We start from the raw sequence: 19,082 nt of genomic DNA on the forward strand, positions 1-19,082 counted from the left end.
CCCTTGCAGCCGAGGCCACCGTGACGATTGAAATCCCCGCCCATATGCATCCCAGCCGCTCCTTTCAGGGGCTGATCCTGACTCTGCACAATTACTGGGCGGACTATGGCTGCGTGATCCTCCAGCCCTACGACATGGAGGTCGGTGCCGGCACCTTCCATCCGGCCACGACGCTGCGGGCGCTTGGACCGAGGCGCTGGAACGCCGCCTACGTCCAGCCTTCGCGCCGCCCCAAGGACGGCCGCTACGGAGAGAATCCGAACCGGCTGCAGCACTACTACCAGTATCAGGTGATCCTGAAGCCCAATCCGCCCAATCTGCAGGAGCTCTATCTCGGCTCTTTGGCGGCGATCGGCATCGACCCGCTGCTGCATGACATCCGCTTTGTCGAAGACGATTGGGAAAGCCCGACGCTGGGCGCCTGGGGCCTTGGCTGGGAATGCTGGTGCGACGGCATGGAGGTGTCGCAGTTCACCTACTTCCAGCAGGTCTGCGGCATCGAATGCGCGCCGGTTGCGGGCGAGCTCACTTATGGTCTGGAACGGCTGGCCATGTATGTGCAGGGCGTCGACAATGTCTACGACCTCAATTTCAACGGCCGCGACGGCGCCGACAAGGTCACCTACGGCGATGTCTTCCTGCAGGCCGAGCAGGAATATTCGCGTCACAATTTCGAATACGCCGACACGACGATGCTGCTGCGCCACTTCGACGATGCCGAGGCCGAATGCAAGGCACTGCTCGATGCCGGTGCGCCCGCATCGAACGACAATCTGCCTGTGCACCGCATGGTGTTTCCCGCCTACGACCAGTGCATCAAGGCCAGTCACGTCTTCAACCTGCTCGACGCGCGCGGCGTGATCTCCGTCACCGAGCGGCAGAGCTACATCCTGCGCGTGCGCAATCTGGCGAAAGCCTGTGGCGAGGCGTTCTTGAAGACGCAGGCCGGCGGGTTGGCGGCCTGATCTCAGGCACCCTCCCTCATCAAATCGAGGGAAGCGTTGATCGGCGATAGAATCTGGCCGCTCGGGCCGGCCATTATACGCAATGCTTGGCGCACGCCCGGCATCGAGAAGGCGCCATGGGCCTGAGCGGTGAAGCAGGCGATGAGCGCCAGGATTTGCAAAAGTCTGGATGCCGTTTTCATGGTCGTTCAGCCAATAGCTCTCTGCCTGAGCGTGGGTCGCTTCAGCGCTGCGTTCGGTTCATGGAAATCTTTGATCCAAGGACGAGTGGGATCATCCCGTCCCGACAGGACGCCCAAAATTTCTGGAAAGGGTGACAGCGGCCAGCCGAGTTGCTATGGCCTCTTTACCTCCCCCTGGATGGGGGAGGTCGCCGCGAAGCGGCGGGTGGGAGTGACAGCGCGACTTCTCATGCCGAAACTCGATCGGTTCAAACTGCGGTCGTCGCAACGGCTTCGTGCGGCAATGACCGACGAGGAACGCATTTTGTGGCGGCACCTATGGCGCATCCCGGTGGAAGGCACTCATTTCCGCAAGCAGGCGTCGGTCGGTATTTACTTCCCTGATTTCATCTCGCACCGCCTGAAGCTGATCATCGAGGTGGACGGCGCTCACCACAGTTTCGATCGCCAGCAACGACACGATGAAGTTCGGACAAAATGGTTCGAAAGTCAGGGCTATCGTGTCATCCGTTTCTGGAACCACGAAATCAAAAACGAACTGGATTCCGTGCTCGATACGATCTATGCGGCGGTGGAAGAACGAAAACCAGACCTTCGCCTGCCAGACGCCGAAGGCGCCAGAGATTGAGACGCCGCCACCCCACCCCGGCGCTGACGCGCCGACCCTCCCCATCGAGGGGAGGGTGAGGAGCTATCCATGCCTGACCTGCTTCTAGAACTTCGCTCCGAGGAAATCCCGGCCCAGCCGCGCGCCCGCAGCGCCGGAGGCGCGAGGACGCGCGAACAGGAAAATGGCATGCGGGCGGAGACACTCTGATGCCGGACCTTTTGCTCGAACTTCGCTCCGAGGAAATCCCGGCCCGCATGCAGCGCAAGGCGGCTGGCGATCTGAGGAAGATGCTGACCGACGGCCTGGTCGAGGCAGGGCTGACCTACGAGGCGGCGCGCGAGTACTGGACACCGCGGCGACTGGCGCTCGACATCAGGGGCCTGACCGCGCGCTCGAAGGACATCAGCGAGGAGATCAAGGGGCCGTCGACGACAGCGCCGGAACAGGCGGTCCAGGGCTTCCTGCGCAAGGCCGGGCTTTCCTCGGTCGCCGAGGCACACGTCCATTCCGACCCGAAGAAAGGCGATTTCTACGTCGCCCATGTCTCGAAGCCGGGCAGGGCGGCGGAAGAGATCATCGCCGGACTGGTGCCTGACATCATCCGCAATTTCCCGTGGCCGAAATCGATGCGTTGGGGGCCGGCCTCGGCCAAGCCCGGCTCGCTGCGCTGGGTGCGGCCGCTGCAATCGATCCTGTGCACCTTCGGTCCGGAAACCGAGGAGCCGGTCGTGGTCGATTTCGAGATCGACGGCATCCGTTCGGGCAATGTCACTTACGGCCACCGCTTTCACGCGCCCGGCGAAATCACCGTGCGCCGCTTCGACGACTATGTAAGCAAGCTGGAAGCGGCCAAGGTCGTGCTCGACGCAGACCGGCGCAAGGAGATCATCCTTGCCGATGCCCGCAATCTCGCTTTCGCCAACGGGCTGGATCTGGTCGAGGACGAGGGGCTTCTGGAAGAGGTGTCCGGGCTGGTCGAATGGCCTGTCGTGCTGATGGGCGCGTTCGAAGAGGCTTTCCTGGCCATTCCGGCCGAGGTGATCCGCCTGACCATCCGCGCCAACCAGAAGTGCTTTGTGACGCGGCCGCAGGGGCAAGGCGATACGCTTTCCAACCGCTTCATCCTCACCGCCAATATCGAGGCTAGTGACGGCGGCAAGGAGATCGCCCACGGCAACGGCAAGGTGGTGCGCGCGCGCCTCTCCGACGCGCTCTATTTCTGGACGACCGACCAGGGCGATTTGCCTGATCTCGCCGAGCTCGAAGCGTCGGCGAAAAAGTTCGGGCTCGACCTGAAGAAGCCTCTCGACCAGCGCATGGCACGCCTCGACCATCTTGGTGTCACTTTCCATGCCAAGCTCGGCACGCAGGGCGAGCGGGTCGAGCGGATCAGGCGGCTGGCGCAAGAACTGGCGCAGACCGTCGGCGCCGATCCCGCGCTCGCCGCTCGCGCCGCGGTTCTCGCCAAGGCTGATCTGACCACCGAAGTCGTCGGCGAGTTTCCCGAATTGCAGGGCGTCATGGGCCGCAAATACGCGCTGCTGCAAGGCGAACACCCATCCGTGGCCGTAGCCATCGAGGAACACTACAAGCCGCAAGGCCCGTCCGACTACGTGCCAAGCGATCCGGTGTCGGTCGCCGTCGCGCTCGCTGACAAGCTCGACACGCTGGTCGGCTTCTGGGCCATCGATGAGAAGCCGACGGGTTCGAAGGATCCTTATGCGCTGCGAAGGGCTGCGCTGGGCGTGGTGAGGATTTTTGTGGAGAATCGACTTCCAGCTCGGATGCTTCATTTCGCCGGCCGCGCATACTGGCAGCTCTTGCTCAGAGAGGCTCGCAGGCTAAGGGCATTCGACAGTTCTATGGAGATTGTTCCGTTAATTAACCGCATCACCAATTGGGGCTCACTATACAAAACGATCGTCGTCGCAGATCAATTTGAGGACGAATTGCGGTTCGGAGACCAGTTACGAGACTTCAATGAAAAATTCTTTCGGCGCCGTCCTTTCGTTGTCGGATGGGTTTTGCGCGACCAGGTTTCTGATGAAATTCCTGAGATCGCAATTGAATCGCGCCAATTGGAGGGAGAAATCCTATCTGACCTTCTCGCCTTCTTCCACGACCGCCTGAAAGTCTACCTTCGCGATCAGGGTGCCCGCCATGATCTCATCGACGCGGTCATCACGCCACAGGCCGACGACCTCTTGCAGATCGTGCGCCGCGTCGAGGCGCTGGGCTCTTTCCTAGACACCGAGGACGGCAAGAACCTGCTTGCCGGCACCAAGCGCGCCGCCAACATTTTGGCTGCCGAGGAGAAGAAGAAGACGGCGATCGCCGAAACCGTTGAGCCGGCGCTGTTCCGCGACGATGCCGAGAAATCGTTGTTCGCGGCGGTGAATCAGGCCGAGAAGCAAGCCGGCGAAGCGATTCAAAACGAAGACTTTTCCGCCGCCATGCTGGCGCTTAGCGTTTTGCGCGAACCGGTTGATTCATTCTTTGAACGCGTTCTCGTGAATGATGAGGATCAGGCCGTGCGTGCCAACCGATTGGCGCTGCTCGCCCGCATCCGCGCGGCCACCGACCAGGTCGCGGATTTCTCCAAGATCGCGGGCTAGAGGGACTTCAGGCGGTGACGCTCGTCCACGGCGGCAAAAGCGGCCGTCCGGCAATGGTGCCGGACGCCGGATCGACGTCAAGACAGCCGCTACTTGAGCTTGCCGACCCCAGGGACGGGCTGCTGCGCTGCCGCCGCCGGCGCGGCTGCCGGTGATGTCGCCGGGGTCTTCTGCCCATTCGCCGCCGGTGCCGCCGAAGCGGTGGCGGTTGCAGGGGCAGTGGCCGGCGCCTTGGCCTGCGTGGGCGTCGAGAAGGCGCTGCCGACGATACCGCCGCGAATGATCATCGGGTTTTGCAGGAAGCCGTGCCGCGCCTCAGGCGCGTTCGGGATGGCCGCCACCTTTTCATAGGTGACGTCAGGGTCGCCGAGCTCGGTGACCGACGGCGTATCGCCTGCCTGGGCAGCGTCGGCTGCCTTCAGCGCGACAATGGACGGCGTTGCGGACGGCGCGCCGGGAAAGACCAGTGACGAGGCCTGGGCCCCGCCGGCCATCGCCGCCAGAGTTACACCCAGCGTTCCCCAAATACGCACAGACACGATGAAAGCTCCCCATTACCCGGAAGCCGCACGATAGCGGGTCGGAATTGATGCCGGCTTTCACGGAATCGTAGCATTTTAGGGATTGGTGAATCGCCAAGGGACGGCTTGCCCCTTGGACGCCATCGTACTACGCAGCCGACATTCGTGAGGTGACGAGAGTGGCTGAAATTCTTGCCGTCGGCGAGGCGATGGAACGGGCATTGGCGTTGCTTGAAAGCGGCGATGTGGTCGCCATTCCGACCGAGACCGTCTATGGGCTCGCCGGCGACGCCACCAACGGCATTGGCGTGGCGCGTATCTTCGAGGCCAAGGGTCGGCCGCGCTTCAACCCTCTGATCGCCCATATCGCCGATATGGAGATGGCCGAGCGCATCGCTGTGTTCGATCCGCTGTCGAGGAAATTGGCGCTTGCGTTCTGGCCAGGTCCTTTGACGCTGGTGCTGCCGCAGCGGCCCGGCAACGGCACCCATCCTTTAGTCACCGCCGGGCTCGACACGATCGCCTTGCGCATGCCGAGGGGCTTCGGCGGCGACCTGATTGCAAGGCTCGGCCGGCCGCTTGCGGCCCCCAGCGCCAATTCCTCCGGCAGGATCAGCGCGACGACGGCGCAAGCCGTGGCGGCTGATCTCGGCGCACGCATAAAGCTGGTCGTCGATGGCGGGGCGACGCCGGTCGGGCTGGAATCGACCATCGTCAAGGCCGAAGAGGGAAAATTGCGTCTGCTGAGGCCCGGCGGCATTGCCGCCCAGGAAATCGAGGCGGTCGTCGGCATGGAGTTGTTGCGCGGCGCCGACGCCGGTGTCGAGGCGCCGGGCATGCTTGCCTCGCACTATGCGCCTGACGCCGCGGTGCGGCTCAACGCCGGGACCGTCGGCGAAGACGAGGCGCTGCTGGCCTTCGGCAAACGTCGCGCCGAAGGCTGGCAAAACGCGGCCGCCTGGCTCAATCTGTCCGAGGCTGGCGACCTGCGCGAAGCGGCGAGCAATCTTTTCGCCTACATGCAGGAGCTCGATCGCAGCGGCGCTCGGACCATCGCCGTCGAACCGGTTCCCTTCGACGGGCTCGGCGAAGCGATCAACGATCGGCTTTCACGTGCCGCCGCGCCGCGTGACAATAGCTTGCCGCCAACATAGTTTCGCGCACATGACCGACATCGCCGAGATTCCCGACACCGCTCTCATCGACCGCTTCGCGGCGATCGTTGGCGAGAAATACGCATTGCGCGACCAGCGCGATATAGCACCCTACATCACCGAACGGCGCGGGCTGTGGCATGGCGCGACATCGCTTGTGCTGCGGCCAGGCAGCGTCGAGGAGGTCAGCCGGATCATGCGGCTGGCGACCGAGACGGGGACGCCAATCGTGCCGCAGAGCGGCAATACCGGGCTGGTCGGCGCCCAGGTGCCGGACAGGTCCGGCCGTGAGATCGTGCTGTCCCTGTCGCGGCTGAACCGCATCCGCGAGATCGATGCCTTGTCCAACACCGTGACGGCGGAGGCCGGCGTCATCTTGCAGACGTTGCAGGAAGCGGCCGATGCCGCCGACCGGCTGTTTCCACTGTCGCTGGCCGCGCAGGGCTCCTGCCAGATCGGCGGTAACCTTTCCTCCAATGCAGGCGGCACCGGCGTGCTGGCCTATGGCAATGCGCGCGAGCTTTGCCTGGGCGTCGAGGTGGTGCTGCCGACGGGCGAGGTGTTCGACGATCTGCGCAAGCTGAAGAAGGACAATACCGGCTACGACCTCAAGAATCTGTTCGTCGGCGCCGAAGGCACGCTCGGCATCATCACCGCCGCCGTGCTGAAACTGTTCCCGAAGCCGAAAGGTCGCGAGGTTGCGTTCGTCGGCCTGCCGTCGGCCGAGGCGGCGCTGTCGCTGTTCAGCCTGGCGACGGACCGCGCCGGCGCCGCGCTCACCGCCTTCGAGCTGATCGGCAAGCGGCCCTACGATTTTACGCTGGCGCATGCCCAGGGCGTGGTGCAGCCGCTGGCGCAGGATTGGCCGTGGTATGTGCTGATGCAGATCTCGTCCGGCCGTTCGCCGGAGGATGCCAGGGCCCTGATCGAGGACGTGCTCGGGGCCGGGCTGGAACAGGAAATCGTCGGCGATGCGGTGATCGCGGCCAGCCTCGCCCAGGGCGATGCCTTCTGGAATTTCCGCGAGGTGTTGCCCGATGCGCAGAAGCCCGAGGGCGCCTCGATCAAGCATGACATTTCGGTGCCGGTGGCATCGATCCCACGTTTCATCGAAGAGGCCGCCGGCGCGGTGGCTTCGGTCAGCCCCGGAGCGCGCGTGGTCTGCTTCGGCCATATGGGCGACGGCAATCTCCACTATAACATCTCGCGGCCAGTTGACGGCGACGACCAGGCGTTCCTCGATCTCTACCACCCCATGAACAAGGCCGTGCACGACGTCGTGCGCTCCTTCCACGGCTCGATCTCGGCCGAGCACGGCATCGGCCAGTTGAAGCGGGACGAACTGATCGCCACCGCCCCGCCGATGGCGATAGACCTGATGCGCAGGGTCAAGCAGGCCTTCGACCCGGCCGGCATCATGAATCCTGGTAAGGTTATCTGATCCTTTCGGATTCAAGCGCTCGGTCGCATTCCGATAACCATCCCCGTGATCAACAAAATTTAACCGACTTTCTTAAGCGCGGCGGTAAGGAGGCCGCGCTACTGTTTCCACATAACGAGGCCGGGAAAACTGGCCCGGAGAGAACCGGACACCGGCTCTCAGGAGAAACAGGAAGGCATTCAATGAACACTGGACTGAAGCCAGTCTGGGCGGGACGCAACATGCGCCTCGACCCATTCCGCCTGCCGCAGGTGGTAAGCTACGCCACGCGCGACGACTATGGCGACGTGACCTTCACCATCGACCACCGTGGCGCCGTGATCCGCCGCCTGCTCGAGATGAGCGGCGTACCGGCGATCATCGCTCTGCCCGCCAATGCGTTCCGCGGCGTTGCCGCCCGCGCGATGGAGGACCCGGAAGGTAACGTCACGGTGACTTTGGAACTCCTGCACAATGATCCGATGCTGTCGGTGCCGCTGCTGGTGGCCGACGATCTCGACGACGTCGCCGCCGACTGGCGCGCCTGGGCCGACGCCTATCGCCTGCCGATGCTGTTGATCGAATCGGACGGCATCGCCCGCACGCTGGAGGAATCGCTCGGCGCGGCCATCAAGACGCTGCCGCCGCAGGACCGCCGCAAGGGCCGCGTTTCGACCATGCGCCGCCCGCGCTTCCTCGCCCGCCGCAGGGCGGGTGACCTCGGTCTCAGGCTGGTGATCGGCGGCGAGGAGATCATCGCGCGCGAATAGGCTGAAATTCTGTCTGGAAGGCTGGCGCCGGCTAGCGCCACCTTCTCTCCGTAAACGGGGAGAAGGAAAAGAAAACTACACCAGTGGCTTCAGCGCCACCCACAGCGCGCCGCCGATGAGGCCGAGGAAGATCAGCCAGCCGACCTGGTTGTTCGACCTGAACAGCCGCAGGCATTGATCCGGATTGTCGATATCCAGCACCAGGATCTGCCGCGCCATGTGGGCGCCGGCGGCGATAAGTCCGGCCAGAGCCACGACAGGGGCCTGCGCTGACGCGAAGGCGATGGCGAAGCAGACAAGCGCGCCGCCGTAAAGCCCGGCCAGCCACGACTTGGTGTTGTCGCCGAACAGGCGCGCGGTCGAGCGTACGCCCACGATGGCGTCGTCTTCCTTGTCCTGGTGCGCATAGATCGTGTCGTAGCCGATCACCCACAGGATCGAGCCGAGATAGAGCATGATGGCCGGCCCGTCGAGGTCGCCGAACTCAACCGCCCATCCCATCAGCGCGCCCCAGGAAAAGGCAAGGCCGAGAACCAGTTGAGGCCAGTTGGTGATCCGTTTCATGAATGGATAGATGGCGACGATGGCCAGCGAACAGACGCCGAGCAGGACGGCGAAGCTGTTGAACTGCAAGAGCACGGCAAGTCCGACCAGTGCCTGCAGGATGAGAAACAGCCATGCCCCCCGCCGCGTGACCTTGCCCGACGGAAGCGGCCGCGAGCGCGTGCGCTCGACCTGATTGTCGATGTCCTCGTCGGCCAGATCATTATAGGTGCAACCGGCGCCGCGCATGGCGATGGCGCCGGCCAGGAACAGCACGAGATACAAGGGCGCCGGCAGCAGCGAAGGCAGCGGATCGCCCGGGCGCGGATAGGCGCTGGCCGCGAGAGCCGCGGACCACCAGCACGGCCACAGAAGCAACTGCCAGCCGATCGGCCTGTCCCATCGGGCAAGCTGCGCATAGGGCCATATCGGCCGCGGCAGCACGCGGTACACCCAATGGCCGTTCGGCGCGTCGGCGACGCGGCCCTGGGCTGCTTTCGACTGAACCGTTTCCATGAACGATGGAGTGGCAGCAGCCGCGCAAACCGTCAAGCGGCGAGCAGGGCAGTGGCATTCGTCAGCGCTTCAGGAGGCGAAGATGTCGCGGGCGGAGAACCAGCTCTTTGCCACGTCGACGAAGGCCAGCACGGCATTGGGCAGGCGCTGATGCGTGTCATGGGTGAGGAGGATGCGCTGCATGGGCAGCGGATCGGAAAGCGGCTTGCAGACGAGAGGCAAGCCGTCATAGCTGCGGTCGCCATGCGGCCTCGTGTAACTGACGGCGACGCCGAAGCCGTTGGCCACCATGCTGCGCTGGAGTTCGAACGAGCTTGTCTGCCTGTCGGCGACCGGCGACAGGCCACGGCTGCGGAACAGGTCCAGCATGTGCTGCCAGCTATGCGGCTGGTCCGTCGTGATCAGCGGATAGGCGGCCAGATCGGCCAGGCTGACATCGGGACGATCCGCCAGCGCGTGTCCAGCCGGCAAAAGCGCGTGCGGCCTGAGCTCATGCAGCAGGATGCGGGCGAAATGCGAAGGCAGCCCAAGATCATAGGTGAGCCCGAGGTCGACGGCGGCATCGCCGAGGCGCCGCCCGAGCGTCTCGAAGGTCTCGTCGCGCACGATCACTGCAACCTCAGGATGGCGTTCCGAGAAGGCGCGGATCAGGGCCGGCGCGAAATAAGGCGCCAGATCTTCGAAGCATCCGAGCACCAGTTCGCCCCCGAGCGCCGACTTGCGCGAGCCGAGACCGATGAGCTCGTCCGTCTCGGCAAGGACCTGTTTCGCCTTGGCCACCACGGCGCGGCCGAAGGATGTCAGCGAAACGCCGCTTCCGCGCTGGCGCACGAAGAGTTTCTGGCCGAAATCCTGTTCGACCGCGTCGATCGCCACCGAAATGGACGGCTGTGAGACGTTCAGCGCCCTGGCCGCGCCGGTAACGCTGCCGTGGCGAGCGACGGCAACCAGATAGCGCAGCTGCGTTAGGGTCAGACTCATAGAGTGGCACTATGTGACAGATGAGAAGTTATTATTTTACTGAATGAAAGAGGCTTGCGATAGTGGCATCGATCCCTGAAAGGAGAATGCCATGGCTTCCCAGACCGCACCTCGCGCGATCGACACAGGCTTGATCGATGCGCGGACAATAGCGGATTACCAGCGCGACGGCGCTGTCTGCATCCGCGGCGCTTTCAAGGACTGGGTCGAAACGATCGCCGCCGGCATCGAGCGGAACATGCAAAACCGCAGCGCCACCGCATCGGATATCGCCAATGGCCGCGGCAGCTTCTTCGACGACTACTGCAACTGGGAACGCATTCCAGAATTCGTCGAGCTGGTGCGCGAATCGCCGGCGGCCGAACTGGCGGCCGCGGTGATGCGGTCGCGCACGGCGCAGTTCTTCCACGATCATGTCCTGGTCAAGGAACCGGGCACGCAGAAGCCGACGCCCTGGCATCAGGACATCCCCTATTATTTTGTCGACGGCCGGCAGACAGTGAGCTTCTGGATCCCTATCGACCCTGTAAAGGAGGCAACGCTGCGGCTGATTGCCGGCTCGCACAAATGGGACAAGATGATCCTGCCGGTGCGCTGGCTCGACGACAGCAATTTCTATGGCGACGAGGGTGACTACCTGCCGGTGCCGGATCCAGACACGGACTCCTCGCTGGAGGTGCTTGAATGGGAAATGGAGCCGGGCGATGCTATCCTGTTCGATTTCAGGACAGCGCATGGCGCACGCGGCAACCTCACTGCGGCGCGGCGGCGGGCGCTTTCGCTGCGCTGGGTCGGCGACGACGCCCACTATGTCGAACGGCCGGGGCGCACCTCGCCGCCCTATCATGGCCATGGCATGCAGCCGGGGCAGAAGCTGCGCGAGGACTGGTTCCCGATCGTCTTCCAGAGCTGAGGCGCTTGCCCGAAATCGGCGGCGGAGGACGCCGCCGATTTTCTGGCAGGGGTAACGTTCCCGTGCGCAATTTCGACCAAATCGCCCGGATGCCTTGACCCGTCGTCCAGAGAGCAATAGCGGGTTCTTTGGAAGATTACAGGCATCAAGAGGTGGCCATGAACGTTCTTCTTCTCGGCTCCGGCGGCCGCGAACATGCGCTCGCCTGGAAGATCGCCGCGTCGCCGTTGCTGACCAAGCTCTATGCTGCGCCCGGCAATCCTGGCATCGGCCGCGAGGCGGAGCTGGTCAAGCTCGACATCGCCGATCATTCCGCTGTCGCCGCCTTCTGCAAGGACAAGCAGATCGACCTCGTAGTGGTTGGGCCGGAAGGGCCGCTGGTGGCCGGCATCGCCGACGATCTGCGTGGCTGGGGCATCCGCGTCTTTGGCCCGTCGCGTGCGGCGGCGCGGCTCGAAGGATCGAAGGGCTTCACCAAGGATCTCTGCGCCAGATATGACATCCCCACCGCCACCTATGGCCGTTTCTCAGACCTGGCATCGGCCAAGGCCTATGTCGAGAAGATGGGCACGCCGATTGTCATCAAGGCCGATGGCCTTGCCGCGGGCAAGGGCGTCACGGTCGCAATGACGATGGATGAGGCGCTGGCCGCGCTCGACGCCTGTTTCGACGGCTCTTTCGGCACGGCCGGCGCGGAAGTGGTGATCGAGGAGTTTCTGACCGGCGAGGAGGCCAGCTTCTTCTGCCTGTGCGACGGCACTACAGCACTGCCCTTCGGCACCGCGCAGGATCACAAACGCGTCGGCGACGGTGATGTCGGCCCCAACACCGGCGGCATGGGCGCCTATTCGCCGGCCCCGGTAATGACGCCGCAGATGGTAGAGCGCACCATGCGCGAGATCATCGAACCGACCATGCGTGGCATGGCTTTAACGGGTGCATCCTTCGCCGGCATTCTCTTCGCCGGGCTGATGATAACGGACGAAGGGCCGAAGCTGATCGAATACAACACCCGCTTCGGCGACCCCGAATGCCAGGTGCTGATGATGCGGCTGAAGGACGACCTGCTGGTGCTGCTCAATGCCGCCGTCGATGGCCAGCTCGCGCACATATCGGCGCGCTGGAGCGACGAGGCTGCACTGACCGTCGTCATGGCCGCGAGGGGCTATCCCGGGACGCCCGAAAAAGGCTCGGTCATTCGCGGGCTCGATGAGGCTGCCAGCCAGGGCGCCCAGATTTTCCATGCCGGCACCGCCATCAATGGCGGTGCGCTGGTCGCCAATGGCGGTCGCGTCTTGAACGTCACCGCGGTCGGCGCGACTGTCGGCGAGGCGCAGGAGAAGGCCTATGCCGCGCTCGACCGTATCGACTGGCCGCAGGGCTTCTGCCGCCGCGACATTGGCTGGCAGGCCGTGGCGCGCGAAGCGGCAGGAGCAAGCTGACCGCAAGCATCCGGTCGCACAAATTCAGCGTTTGCCGCGGTCGGGTTCGGTAGAAGCGGTGCTCACCGGGTCCGCCGCCGCAGCGAAGGCGGCGTCGAGTTGCGCGGGGGTACGCTGCCCGGTGCGCTTCCAGGAGACATATTGGACGATGCCGAAGATCGGCCGCCGCGGCACCGTCTTCACGACAGGCATGCGGAACCCGTCGCGGAATTTCGACCAGCGCGAACCAAGCACCGCGACCATTTCCCCGAAACTCGGCGGCGTCGCCACATCGGCGTAGATGAGGGTGGTCTTGCCGGCCAAAGCGGCTTCGCGCGAGAGCGGCACCGGTACGCTGGCGAGATAATCCGCGGGCACGTCGATCAGCCCGCCGAACGGCCATTGCTGGCGCAGCGTGGCGGCATCTGTCGGCGCGACGTTGACGTCGATGTCGTCGGGCGTGCCGGCTACCCTGTAGGGGCACCGGAAGCGGCCGCAATTGGCCTGCGCCGAAAACTGCCAGAGCGCATAGCCTTGCCAGTTGCCGATGGGAAAATGCACGTCGATGTCAGGCTTGTAGCGCGCGTACCAGAGCGGCAGCCGCGACAGCAGCCGGTATTTGTAGCTGTTGTCGGCGATATACTGGGCGGTCTTGCCATTGGTGTAGAGTACCGGGAAGCGGCCGATGCGCCGATGCACCTGGCGCACGAACGCCTCGGCGTCGTCGAGCGACATCCATTGCGCGGGATCAATGCCTTCGATGTCGAGGGCCATGAGGTCGTCCGGCGCGGGATCGGCGAAATCGAGGAAATTATTGGCCTGCTCGACCGGATTGCCGGGGCGGGCGAGGTGATAGGCGCCCCATTTCAGGCCGAGGGCCTTGGCGACCACCTTGCGCGTCTGGAACAGTTCGCGCGTCACCGCATGGCGTTTCCACAGTGCCTTGCAGAGTTTGACCTCGGTATCGTCTCCGGAGCAGGAATAGGGCGGCGACATGCCATCGGAGGCTTTGTTGATGAAGCCGACGACGCGCTTGTCCGTGGCAAGCTGCGCCCAGTCGATGGAATTGTATTCGTAAGCATCGACGACAAGCGCCCGGTCGGCACTTTTCCACGGCTCGGAGAAATCCGAGACCCTTGCCGCCGTTGTCAGCGCCATCATCGCCGCGAGAGCGATCGCTGGGCGGCGAAGAAGATGCGCCGTTCTCTTCAAACAGGAATCCCCGTTGATCAAAGGCAAATCCTGGACCGCTATGGTTAAGGATTCGCTTTCAAGGCAATGCGGTCCGTCAGCCGAACAGCTTCAACGCCGTCGCTACTGATAGGAACAGCGACAACCGCCGGTCTTGAAATGGCCTGAAACCATATTTGCAATAGAAGGCGGCGGCCATGTCGTCCTTTGCGTCGACGATCAGTGCGAAGGAAGCAGGAGCAGCTTGGGCGCAGCGCCGAAGTGCATCCACGATCAGTATCGATCCTACTCTTTTTCCCTGATATCGGGTATCAACTGCCAACCTTCCGATCAATATGGCGGGCAGGACCGGGTAACGCGGTAGGCGTCTTGTCAGGTCTTCCGGCAGAGAAGTGATGGGCACATTTGACGCTGCAAGAGTGTAGTATCCGGCAATGAGATCGACATCACGGTCCGCGGCGACAAAGCAGTTGCTAACTCGGCGTTTGACGTCCTGGCTTGCCAACTCGTGTAGATATTGGCCGAGTGCCAGCACGCCACAGCTGAATGTCTTACGATCATACGATCCGCCCAGCGGCTCGATGATCAAGCCTAGACTCACCGGGATTCGACGACAACTCGCTTGTAGGCGTCGGCGGCTTTGCGCAGCGCTTCATTAGGTTCGGGCGGATTGAGAATGGCCTCTACCAGAGCGAGCTGATCCTCGATGGATAGGCGGATGATAGCGATCTCCTCAATGGTGCGTTGTGCAGCTTCCTGCGCTGCGGAGACCACGAAGTCGCTGACGCTGCGGCCCTGGATTTCGGCGGCACGTTTCATCACACTCAGCATATCCGGGGATATCCGAGCTTCGAGACGGGAGGTACGGGTCAGTTGGTTTGTCATTTCGATCACCTCTAGCACGGTATGTACGGGAATACATATCAAGTGCGACGGTCAGCGCGGCCGAATGGCTGAACTTCAAACGGATCCGGCGCGGGCTGTTGCGGCAGCGTGCCTTCGGCCGCGCGTTTGCGATGATGGGCGATCGAGCATTTCGGCGAGCACAATATACCGCGATCCGACCAATAGGCGGCGCCGTTTTCCAATTCACCGTGATAATATGAGAACCCCGCCGCCCGGTAGGGCAGGCCGCACTCGATACAACGGTAGGCGTCAGGTCTGGCAAGCATGAGTTGGTTTCCAGTCGGCTGGTTCTGGTCTGTTGCCGGTCGATTTTGACCCGGCGTCCATCGCATTTAATACGAGCCGGCGCGATTGCAAAATCAGCGTGACAAAATTTGACGTTTACGTAAAAAGAAGATGGGCGATCGCCCAAAGGCGAATACGGTGTGTGGCAAGCAGGTCCCACTCAGGTCCTAGGATCAGCCTGGCCGATGCATCAGGAGGAGCGAGCGGCATGTATCTGGCACCGGTCGAGGACATCGCGTTCACCCTCAAGCATGTGGCCGGCCTGAAGCCTGCCCTCGATGACGGCACGTTCGGCGATCTCGGCGAGGATCTCGTCGACGCCGTTCTTAGCGAGGCCGGCCGCTTCGCCACCGAAGAGGTCGCGCCGCTCTACAAGATTGGCGACGAGCACGGCGCGGTGCTGAAGGACGCGGCAGTGACCATGCCGCCGGGCTGGAAGGAACTTTATCGCCGCTGGATCGACGGCGGCTGGAACGCGCTCTCCGGCCCGGAAGGATATGGCGGGCAGGCGCTTCCGACCATGCTCGGCGTCGCCGCGCTCGAAATGTGGAATTCCGCCGCCATGGCCTTCGGCATTGGCCCGACGCTGACCATGGGTGCGGTCGAGGCGCTCGACAAGCACGCTTCGGAAGAGCTCAAGGCCAAGTATCTCGCAAAGCTCGTCTCCGGCGAGTGGATGGGCACGATGAACCTGACTGAGCCGCAGGCCGGCTCGGACCTCGCTGCCTTGCGCACGCGCGCCGAACCGGCCCGCGACGGCACCTACCGCATCTTCGGCCAGAAGATATTCATCACCTATGGCGAGCATGATCTCACCGACAATATCGTCCATCTGGTACTGGCGCGGCTGCCTGACGCGCCTGCGGGCACGCGCGGCATCTCGCTCTTCCTGGTGCCGAAATTCCTGGTCGGCGCGGACGGCTCGCCTGGCGCACGCAACGACGTCTTCTGTTCGGGCCTCGAGCACAAGCTCGGCATCCATGCCTCGCCGACCTGCACCATGATCTATGGCGACGGTTTTCAGGGCGCCAAGCCCGGCGCCATCGGATGGCTGATCGGCGAGGAGAACAAGGGGCTGGCCTGCATGTTCACCATGATGAACAATGCCCGCCTCGCCGTCGGGATGCAGGGCGTGGCGGTCGCGGAAGCCGCGACCCAGAAGGCGATCGCCTATGCCAATGAGCGCCGCCAGGGCAAGGCGGCGGATTACGCCGGCGCCGGCATGGCGCCGATCGTCCATCACCCCGACGTGCAGCGCAATCTCCTGACCATGAAGGCGCTGACGCAGATCGCGCGGGCGATCAGCTATTCCTGTGCCCATGCCATCGACCTGGCGCGCGTATCGTCTGGTGACCAGGCGGCGCATTGGCGCGACCGGGCCAACCTGTTGACGCCGCTTGCCAAGGCTTTTTCGACCGATATCGGCGTCGAGGTCGCCTCGCTTGGCGTCCAGGTCCATGGCGGCATGGGTTTCATCGAGGAGACGGGGGCTGCGGCACTCTATCGCGACGCCCGCATCGCGCCGATCTACGAGGGCACCAACGGCATCCAGGCGATCGATCTGGTGACCCGAAAACTGCCGCTCGGCGGCGGCGAGCATGTGCACGGCTTCATCGCCGAGCTTGCCGCTGTCGCCAGCGCCGTGCGGACATCAAATCTCGAAGGGTTTGGCCATACGGCCGATGCTCTCGACCGCGGGCTCGACGATCTGACGCAAGCGACACGTTTCCTGCAAAAACTGTCGGCCGATGGCCGGACTGGCGAGGCGCTTGCCGGCGCGACACCCTATCTCCGGCTGGTCTCGCTTGCAGCCGGCGGCGCCTACTTGGCGCGGGGCGCCGTTGCCGATCACGGCCGCGTCGCCCTTTGCCGCTTTTTCGCCGAAAACCTGCTCGGCGAGACAAGTGCCTTGAAGGAGCGCGTTGTCGACGGCGCCGCAAGCCTCGCCGCTGCCGGCAAGACATTGATTTCCGCCTGACGTTCACAAGGAAAGAACCGTGACAGACCATATCCTCGTCGAGCGCCAGGGCGCCATCCAGATCATCCGCATAAACCGCCCGGACAAGAAGAACGCGCTGACGCGCGCCATGTACGCCAAGATGTCGCAAACCTTGGCCGAAGGGGATGCGGATCCGGCAATTCGCGTCCATGTCTTTCTCGGCGTGCCCGGTGCCTTCTCCTCCGGCAACGACCTCGCCGATTTCATGGTCGTCGCCACTGGCGGCGAAGGCGGCACGGAAGTCTGGGATTTCCTGATGGCGCTGGCCAGGGTCGCAAAACCCATCGTCTCCGGTGTCGACGGCATCGCGGTCGGCATCGGCACCACGCTCAATTTGCACTGCGACCTGACCTTCGCCACGCCGCGCACCGTGTTCAGGACACCCTTCGTCGACCTCGGCCTTGTGCCCGAAGCGGGATCGAGCCTGCTGGCGCCGCGCATCCTGGGCCAGCAGGGCGCGTTCGCGCTGCTCGGCCTTGGCGAAGGCTTCTCGGCCGAACGCGCCAAGGCCGCTGGTCTGATCTACGAAGTTGTCGAGGAAGGAGCGCTGGAGGCGTCGGTTCTGGCGGCCGCCGGCCAGATCGCCGCCAAGCCGCCGCAGGCGCTCAGGATCGCGCGCGACCTGATGCGCGGCTCTCGCGAGGACCTCGTCGCCCGCATCAACGTGGAAAGCGAGCATTTTCGCGAGCGGCTGAAATCGGACGAAGCCCGCGCTGCACTGACGGCATTCATGACCAGAAAAAACTAGTTCGGCCCCGCCTCCCTTAGATGGGGAGGTCGGCCCGCAGGGTCGGGTGGGGTGGAGCGCCGACCTATCCCGCGTGCCTCGGTCGCCACTGGCCAGCCCGGGCTAGGCGCAGTGAGGATGTCGGCGCTAGTTTACAAACTCAGGGATAAAGCCGCGTCTTCTCCCAACCGCCCCCGGCATTGCGCGAAAACACCACGCGGTCATGCAGCCGAAACGGTCTGTCGTGCCAGAACTCGATCGTCTTCGGCACGATGCGGAAACCCGACCAGTGTTTTGGGCGCGGAATCTCGCCGATGGCGTAGCGGGCCGTGTATTCGGCCACCGCCTTTTCCAGCGCGAACCGGCTTTCCAGCGGCCGCGACTGTTTCGAGGCCCAGGCGCCGATGCGGCTGCCGCGCGGCCGTGTCGCGTAATAGGCGTCGGCTTCGGCATCGCTGACGATCTCCACCGGCCCGCGCACGCGCACCTGGCGGCGCAGCGATTTCCAGTGGAAGCACATCGCCGCCTTCATACTGCCTAGGATCTCCCGGCCCTTGGCGCTTTCGAAATTCGTGTAGAACACAAAGCCGCTCTCATCGAACCCCTTGAGCAGCACCATCCGCACATCCGGCATGCCCTCGGCATCGACGGTTGCCAACGCCACGCCGTTGGGGTCGTTCATTTCGCTTTTGGTGGCGTCGTCCAGCCATGCGGCAAAAAGGCGAAACGGCTCGGCGGCCTCGGTAAAGTCACCGCTTGTTAACTCAGTCTCACTCATAGTTTTTCTCAAATTTTCATCAAACAGGGGAGGTTGCCGATTGTCGCGTATCGCGCAAGCTTTTGACAGCAGGCAAGGCAGCCTATTTGCTTCAGCCAGCGCCAAAGCCGCGATCGTGATGATTGCCTTGCCGCTTGCCGCATGTGGCGCGGGCGGCTTCAGCCTGCAAAAGGCCGAGGTCGATCGCTCGATCCTGACCGGCAGCATTTCGGCTCCAGCCGCGCCGGCCGATTCGGACCGCGATTCCGACCAGACGACGATCGGCAACGCGGTGTCCTCCGCCGACATCGAGCAGCTCGGCGGTCAAGCCGTGCCGTGGGCCAATGCCGGTACGGGTTCGCGCGGCTCAATTACCGAACTGGCGGAATTGAAGGACGGGGGCCAGACCTGCCGCCGCTTCAAGGCTTCGCGCGAAAGCTTTGACGGCGTTGCCATGTTCGCGGGCGAACTTTGCCTGGCCAGCGCCGGCGGCTGGCGCATGCAGGACTTCAGGGCGCTTTGAGCTTCCACCTTTGAAATAACGTCCAGCACTGGAATTTCTTCCTATGCGAGCGCATATAAGAGGCGACTATGGACTCACTCTTT

At 63.6% G+C, this 19,082-nt stretch carries 19 protein-coding genes; 11 read left to right on the plus strand and 8 right to left on the minus strand.

Annotated features, from left to right (window positions below; all coding sequences use genetic code 11):
• The first annotated feature begins 44 nt into the window (after positions 1-44).
• The 3 genes from FJ979_RS09885 (at position 45) to glyS (ending at position 4,372) form a co-directional block, all read left to right on the plus strand.
• Positions 45-965 (plus strand): glycine--tRNA ligase subunit alpha, encoded by a 921-nt coding sequence (locus FJ979_RS09885; protein ID WP_181165179.1) that lies wholly within the window; start codon positions 45-47, stop codon positions 963-965.
• 141 nt (positions 966-1,106) lie between these two features.
• Positions 1,107-1,775: a DUF559 domain-containing protein gene (locus tag FJ979_RS32915; RefSeq protein ID WP_246679293.1), complete on the plus strand. Its 669-nt coding sequence runs from the start codon at positions 1,107-1,109 to the stop codon at positions 1,773-1,775.
• Between the two features lie 188 nt (positions 1,776-1,963).
• Positions 1,964-4,372: a glycine--tRNA ligase subunit beta gene (gene glyS, locus FJ979_RS09900; RefSeq protein ID WP_140580749.1), complete on the plus strand. Its 2,409-nt coding sequence runs from the start codon at positions 1,964-1,966 to the stop codon at positions 4,370-4,372.
• Positions 4,373-4,461: 89 nt separating this feature from the next.
• On the opposite strand, the gene FJ979_RS09905 is transcribed toward glyS, so the two are convergent.
• Positions 4,462-4,911 carry a hypothetical protein gene (locus FJ979_RS09905; RefSeq protein ID WP_140580751.1) on the minus strand — a complete coding sequence of 150 codons (450 nt, stop codon included), beginning with the start codon at positions 4,909-4,911 and terminating at the stop codon, positions 4,462-4,464.
• A 161-nt stretch (positions 4,912-5,072) separates the two neighbouring features.
• On the opposite strand from FJ979_RS09905, the gene FJ979_RS09910 reads away from it, so the two are divergent.
• The 3 genes from FJ979_RS09910 to FJ979_RS09920 all read left to right on the plus strand — a co-directional run bounded on the left by FJ979_RS09910 (position 5,073) and on the right by FJ979_RS09920 (position 8,237).
• Positions 5,073-6,047: an L-threonylcarbamoyladenylate synthase gene (locus FJ979_RS09910; protein ID WP_181168563.1), complete on the plus strand. Its 975-nt coding sequence runs from the start codon at positions 5,073-5,075 to the stop codon at positions 6,045-6,047.
• A 10-nt stretch (positions 6,048-6,057) separates the two neighbouring features.
• Positions 6,058-7,488 (plus strand): FAD-binding oxidoreductase, encoded by a 1,431-nt coding sequence (locus FJ979_RS09915; RefSeq protein ID WP_140580755.1) that lies wholly within the window; start codon positions 6,058-6,060, stop codon positions 7,486-7,488.
• A gap of 182 nt (positions 7,489-7,670) precedes the next feature.
• Positions 7,671-8,237, plus strand: a complete 567-nt coding sequence (locus tag FJ979_RS09920; protein WP_140498020.1) for a DUF6101 family protein — start codon at positions 7,671-7,673, stop codon at positions 8,235-8,237.
• Between the two features lie 75 nt (positions 8,238-8,312).
• On the opposite strand, the gene ubiA is transcribed toward FJ979_RS09920, so the two are convergent.
• On the minus strand, positions 8,313-9,296 hold the full coding sequence (gene ubiA, locus FJ979_RS09925) for a 4-hydroxybenzoate octaprenyltransferase (RefSeq protein ID WP_140580757.1): 984 nt from the start codon (positions 9,294-9,296) through the stop codon (positions 8,313-8,315).
• Between the two features lie 69 nt (positions 9,297-9,365).
• Complete coding sequence (locus FJ979_RS09930) at positions 9,366-10,277, minus strand: LysR family transcriptional regulator (RefSeq protein ID WP_140580759.1); 912 nt, start codon at positions 10,275-10,277, stop codon at positions 9,366-9,368.
• Between the two features lie 91 nt (positions 10,278-10,368).
• Here FJ979_RS09930 and FJ979_RS09935 point away from each other — a divergent pair, with 91 nt between their 5' ends.
• Positions 10,369-11,190, plus strand: coding sequence for a phytanoyl-CoA dioxygenase family protein (locus FJ979_RS09935; protein ID WP_140558219.1), 822 nt, complete (start codon positions 10,369-10,371; stop codon positions 11,188-11,190).
• A gap of 158 nt (positions 11,191-11,348) precedes the next feature.
• Positions 11,349-12,632: a phosphoribosylamine--glycine ligase gene (gene purD, locus FJ979_RS09940; RefSeq protein WP_140514787.1), complete on the plus strand. Its 1,284-nt coding sequence runs from the start codon at positions 11,349-11,351 to the stop codon at positions 12,630-12,632.
• 24 nt (positions 12,633-12,656) lie between these two features.
• On the opposite strand, the gene FJ979_RS09945 is transcribed toward purD, so the two are convergent.
• The 4 genes from FJ979_RS09945 to FJ979_RS32920 all read right to left on the minus strand — a co-directional run bounded on the left by FJ979_RS09945 (position 12,657) and on the right by FJ979_RS32920 (position 14,974).
• Complete coding sequence (locus tag FJ979_RS09945) at positions 12,657-13,772, minus strand: glycoside hydrolase family 25 protein (protein ID WP_140580949.1); 1,116 nt, start codon at positions 13,770-13,772, stop codon at positions 12,657-12,659.
• Between the two features lie 127 nt (positions 13,773-13,899).
• On the minus strand, positions 13,900-14,391 hold the full coding sequence (locus tag FJ979_RS09950) for a GNAT family N-acetyltransferase (RefSeq protein ID WP_224684799.1): 492 nt from the start codon (positions 14,389-14,391) through the stop codon (positions 13,900-13,902).
• A gap of 8 nt (positions 14,392-14,399) precedes the next feature.
• Positions 14,400-14,687 carry a DUF1778 domain-containing protein gene (locus FJ979_RS09955; RefSeq protein WP_140514791.1) on the minus strand — a complete coding sequence of 96 codons (288 nt, stop codon included), beginning with the start codon at positions 14,685-14,687 and terminating at the stop codon, positions 14,400-14,402.
• 38 nt (positions 14,688-14,725) lie between these two features.
• On the minus strand, positions 14,726-14,974 hold the full coding sequence (locus FJ979_RS32920) for a hypothetical protein (protein WP_140514793.1): 249 nt from the start codon (positions 14,972-14,974) through the stop codon (positions 14,726-14,728).
• A gap of 227 nt (positions 14,975-15,201) precedes the next feature.
• Here FJ979_RS32920 and FJ979_RS09965 point away from each other — a divergent pair, with 227 nt between their 5' ends.
• Positions 15,202-16,971, plus strand: a complete 1,770-nt coding sequence (locus FJ979_RS09965; protein WP_140559372.1) for an acyl-CoA dehydrogenase — start codon at positions 15,202-15,204, stop codon at positions 16,969-16,971.
• A gap of 19 nt (positions 16,972-16,990) precedes the next feature.
• Positions 16,991-17,740 carry a crotonase/enoyl-CoA hydratase family protein gene (locus tag FJ979_RS09970; RefSeq protein ID WP_140580761.1) on the plus strand — a complete coding sequence of 250 codons (750 nt, stop codon included), beginning with the start codon at positions 16,991-16,993 and terminating at the stop codon, positions 17,738-17,740.
• Between the two features lie 139 nt (positions 17,741-17,879).
• Here the strand turns inward: FJ979_RS09970 and pdxH are convergent, their stop codons facing one another.
• Positions 17,880-18,497: a pyridoxamine 5'-phosphate oxidase gene (gene pdxH, locus FJ979_RS09975; protein ID WP_140498039.1), complete on the minus strand. Its 618-nt coding sequence runs from the start codon at positions 18,495-18,497 to the stop codon at positions 17,880-17,882.
• Between the two features lie 40 nt (positions 18,498-18,537).
• On the opposite strand from pdxH, the gene FJ979_RS09980 reads away from it, so the two are divergent.
• Positions 18,538-18,999, plus strand: coding sequence for an RT0821/Lpp0805 family surface protein (locus tag FJ979_RS09980; protein WP_140580763.1), 462 nt, complete (start codon positions 18,538-18,540; stop codon positions 18,997-18,999).
• Positions 19,000-19,082 lie beyond the last annotated feature (83 nt).

This window comes from Mesorhizobium sp. B1-1-6, assembly GCF_006443035.1.
Lineage (GTDB): Bacteria > Pseudomonadota > Alphaproteobacteria > Rhizobiales > Rhizobiaceae > Mesorhizobium.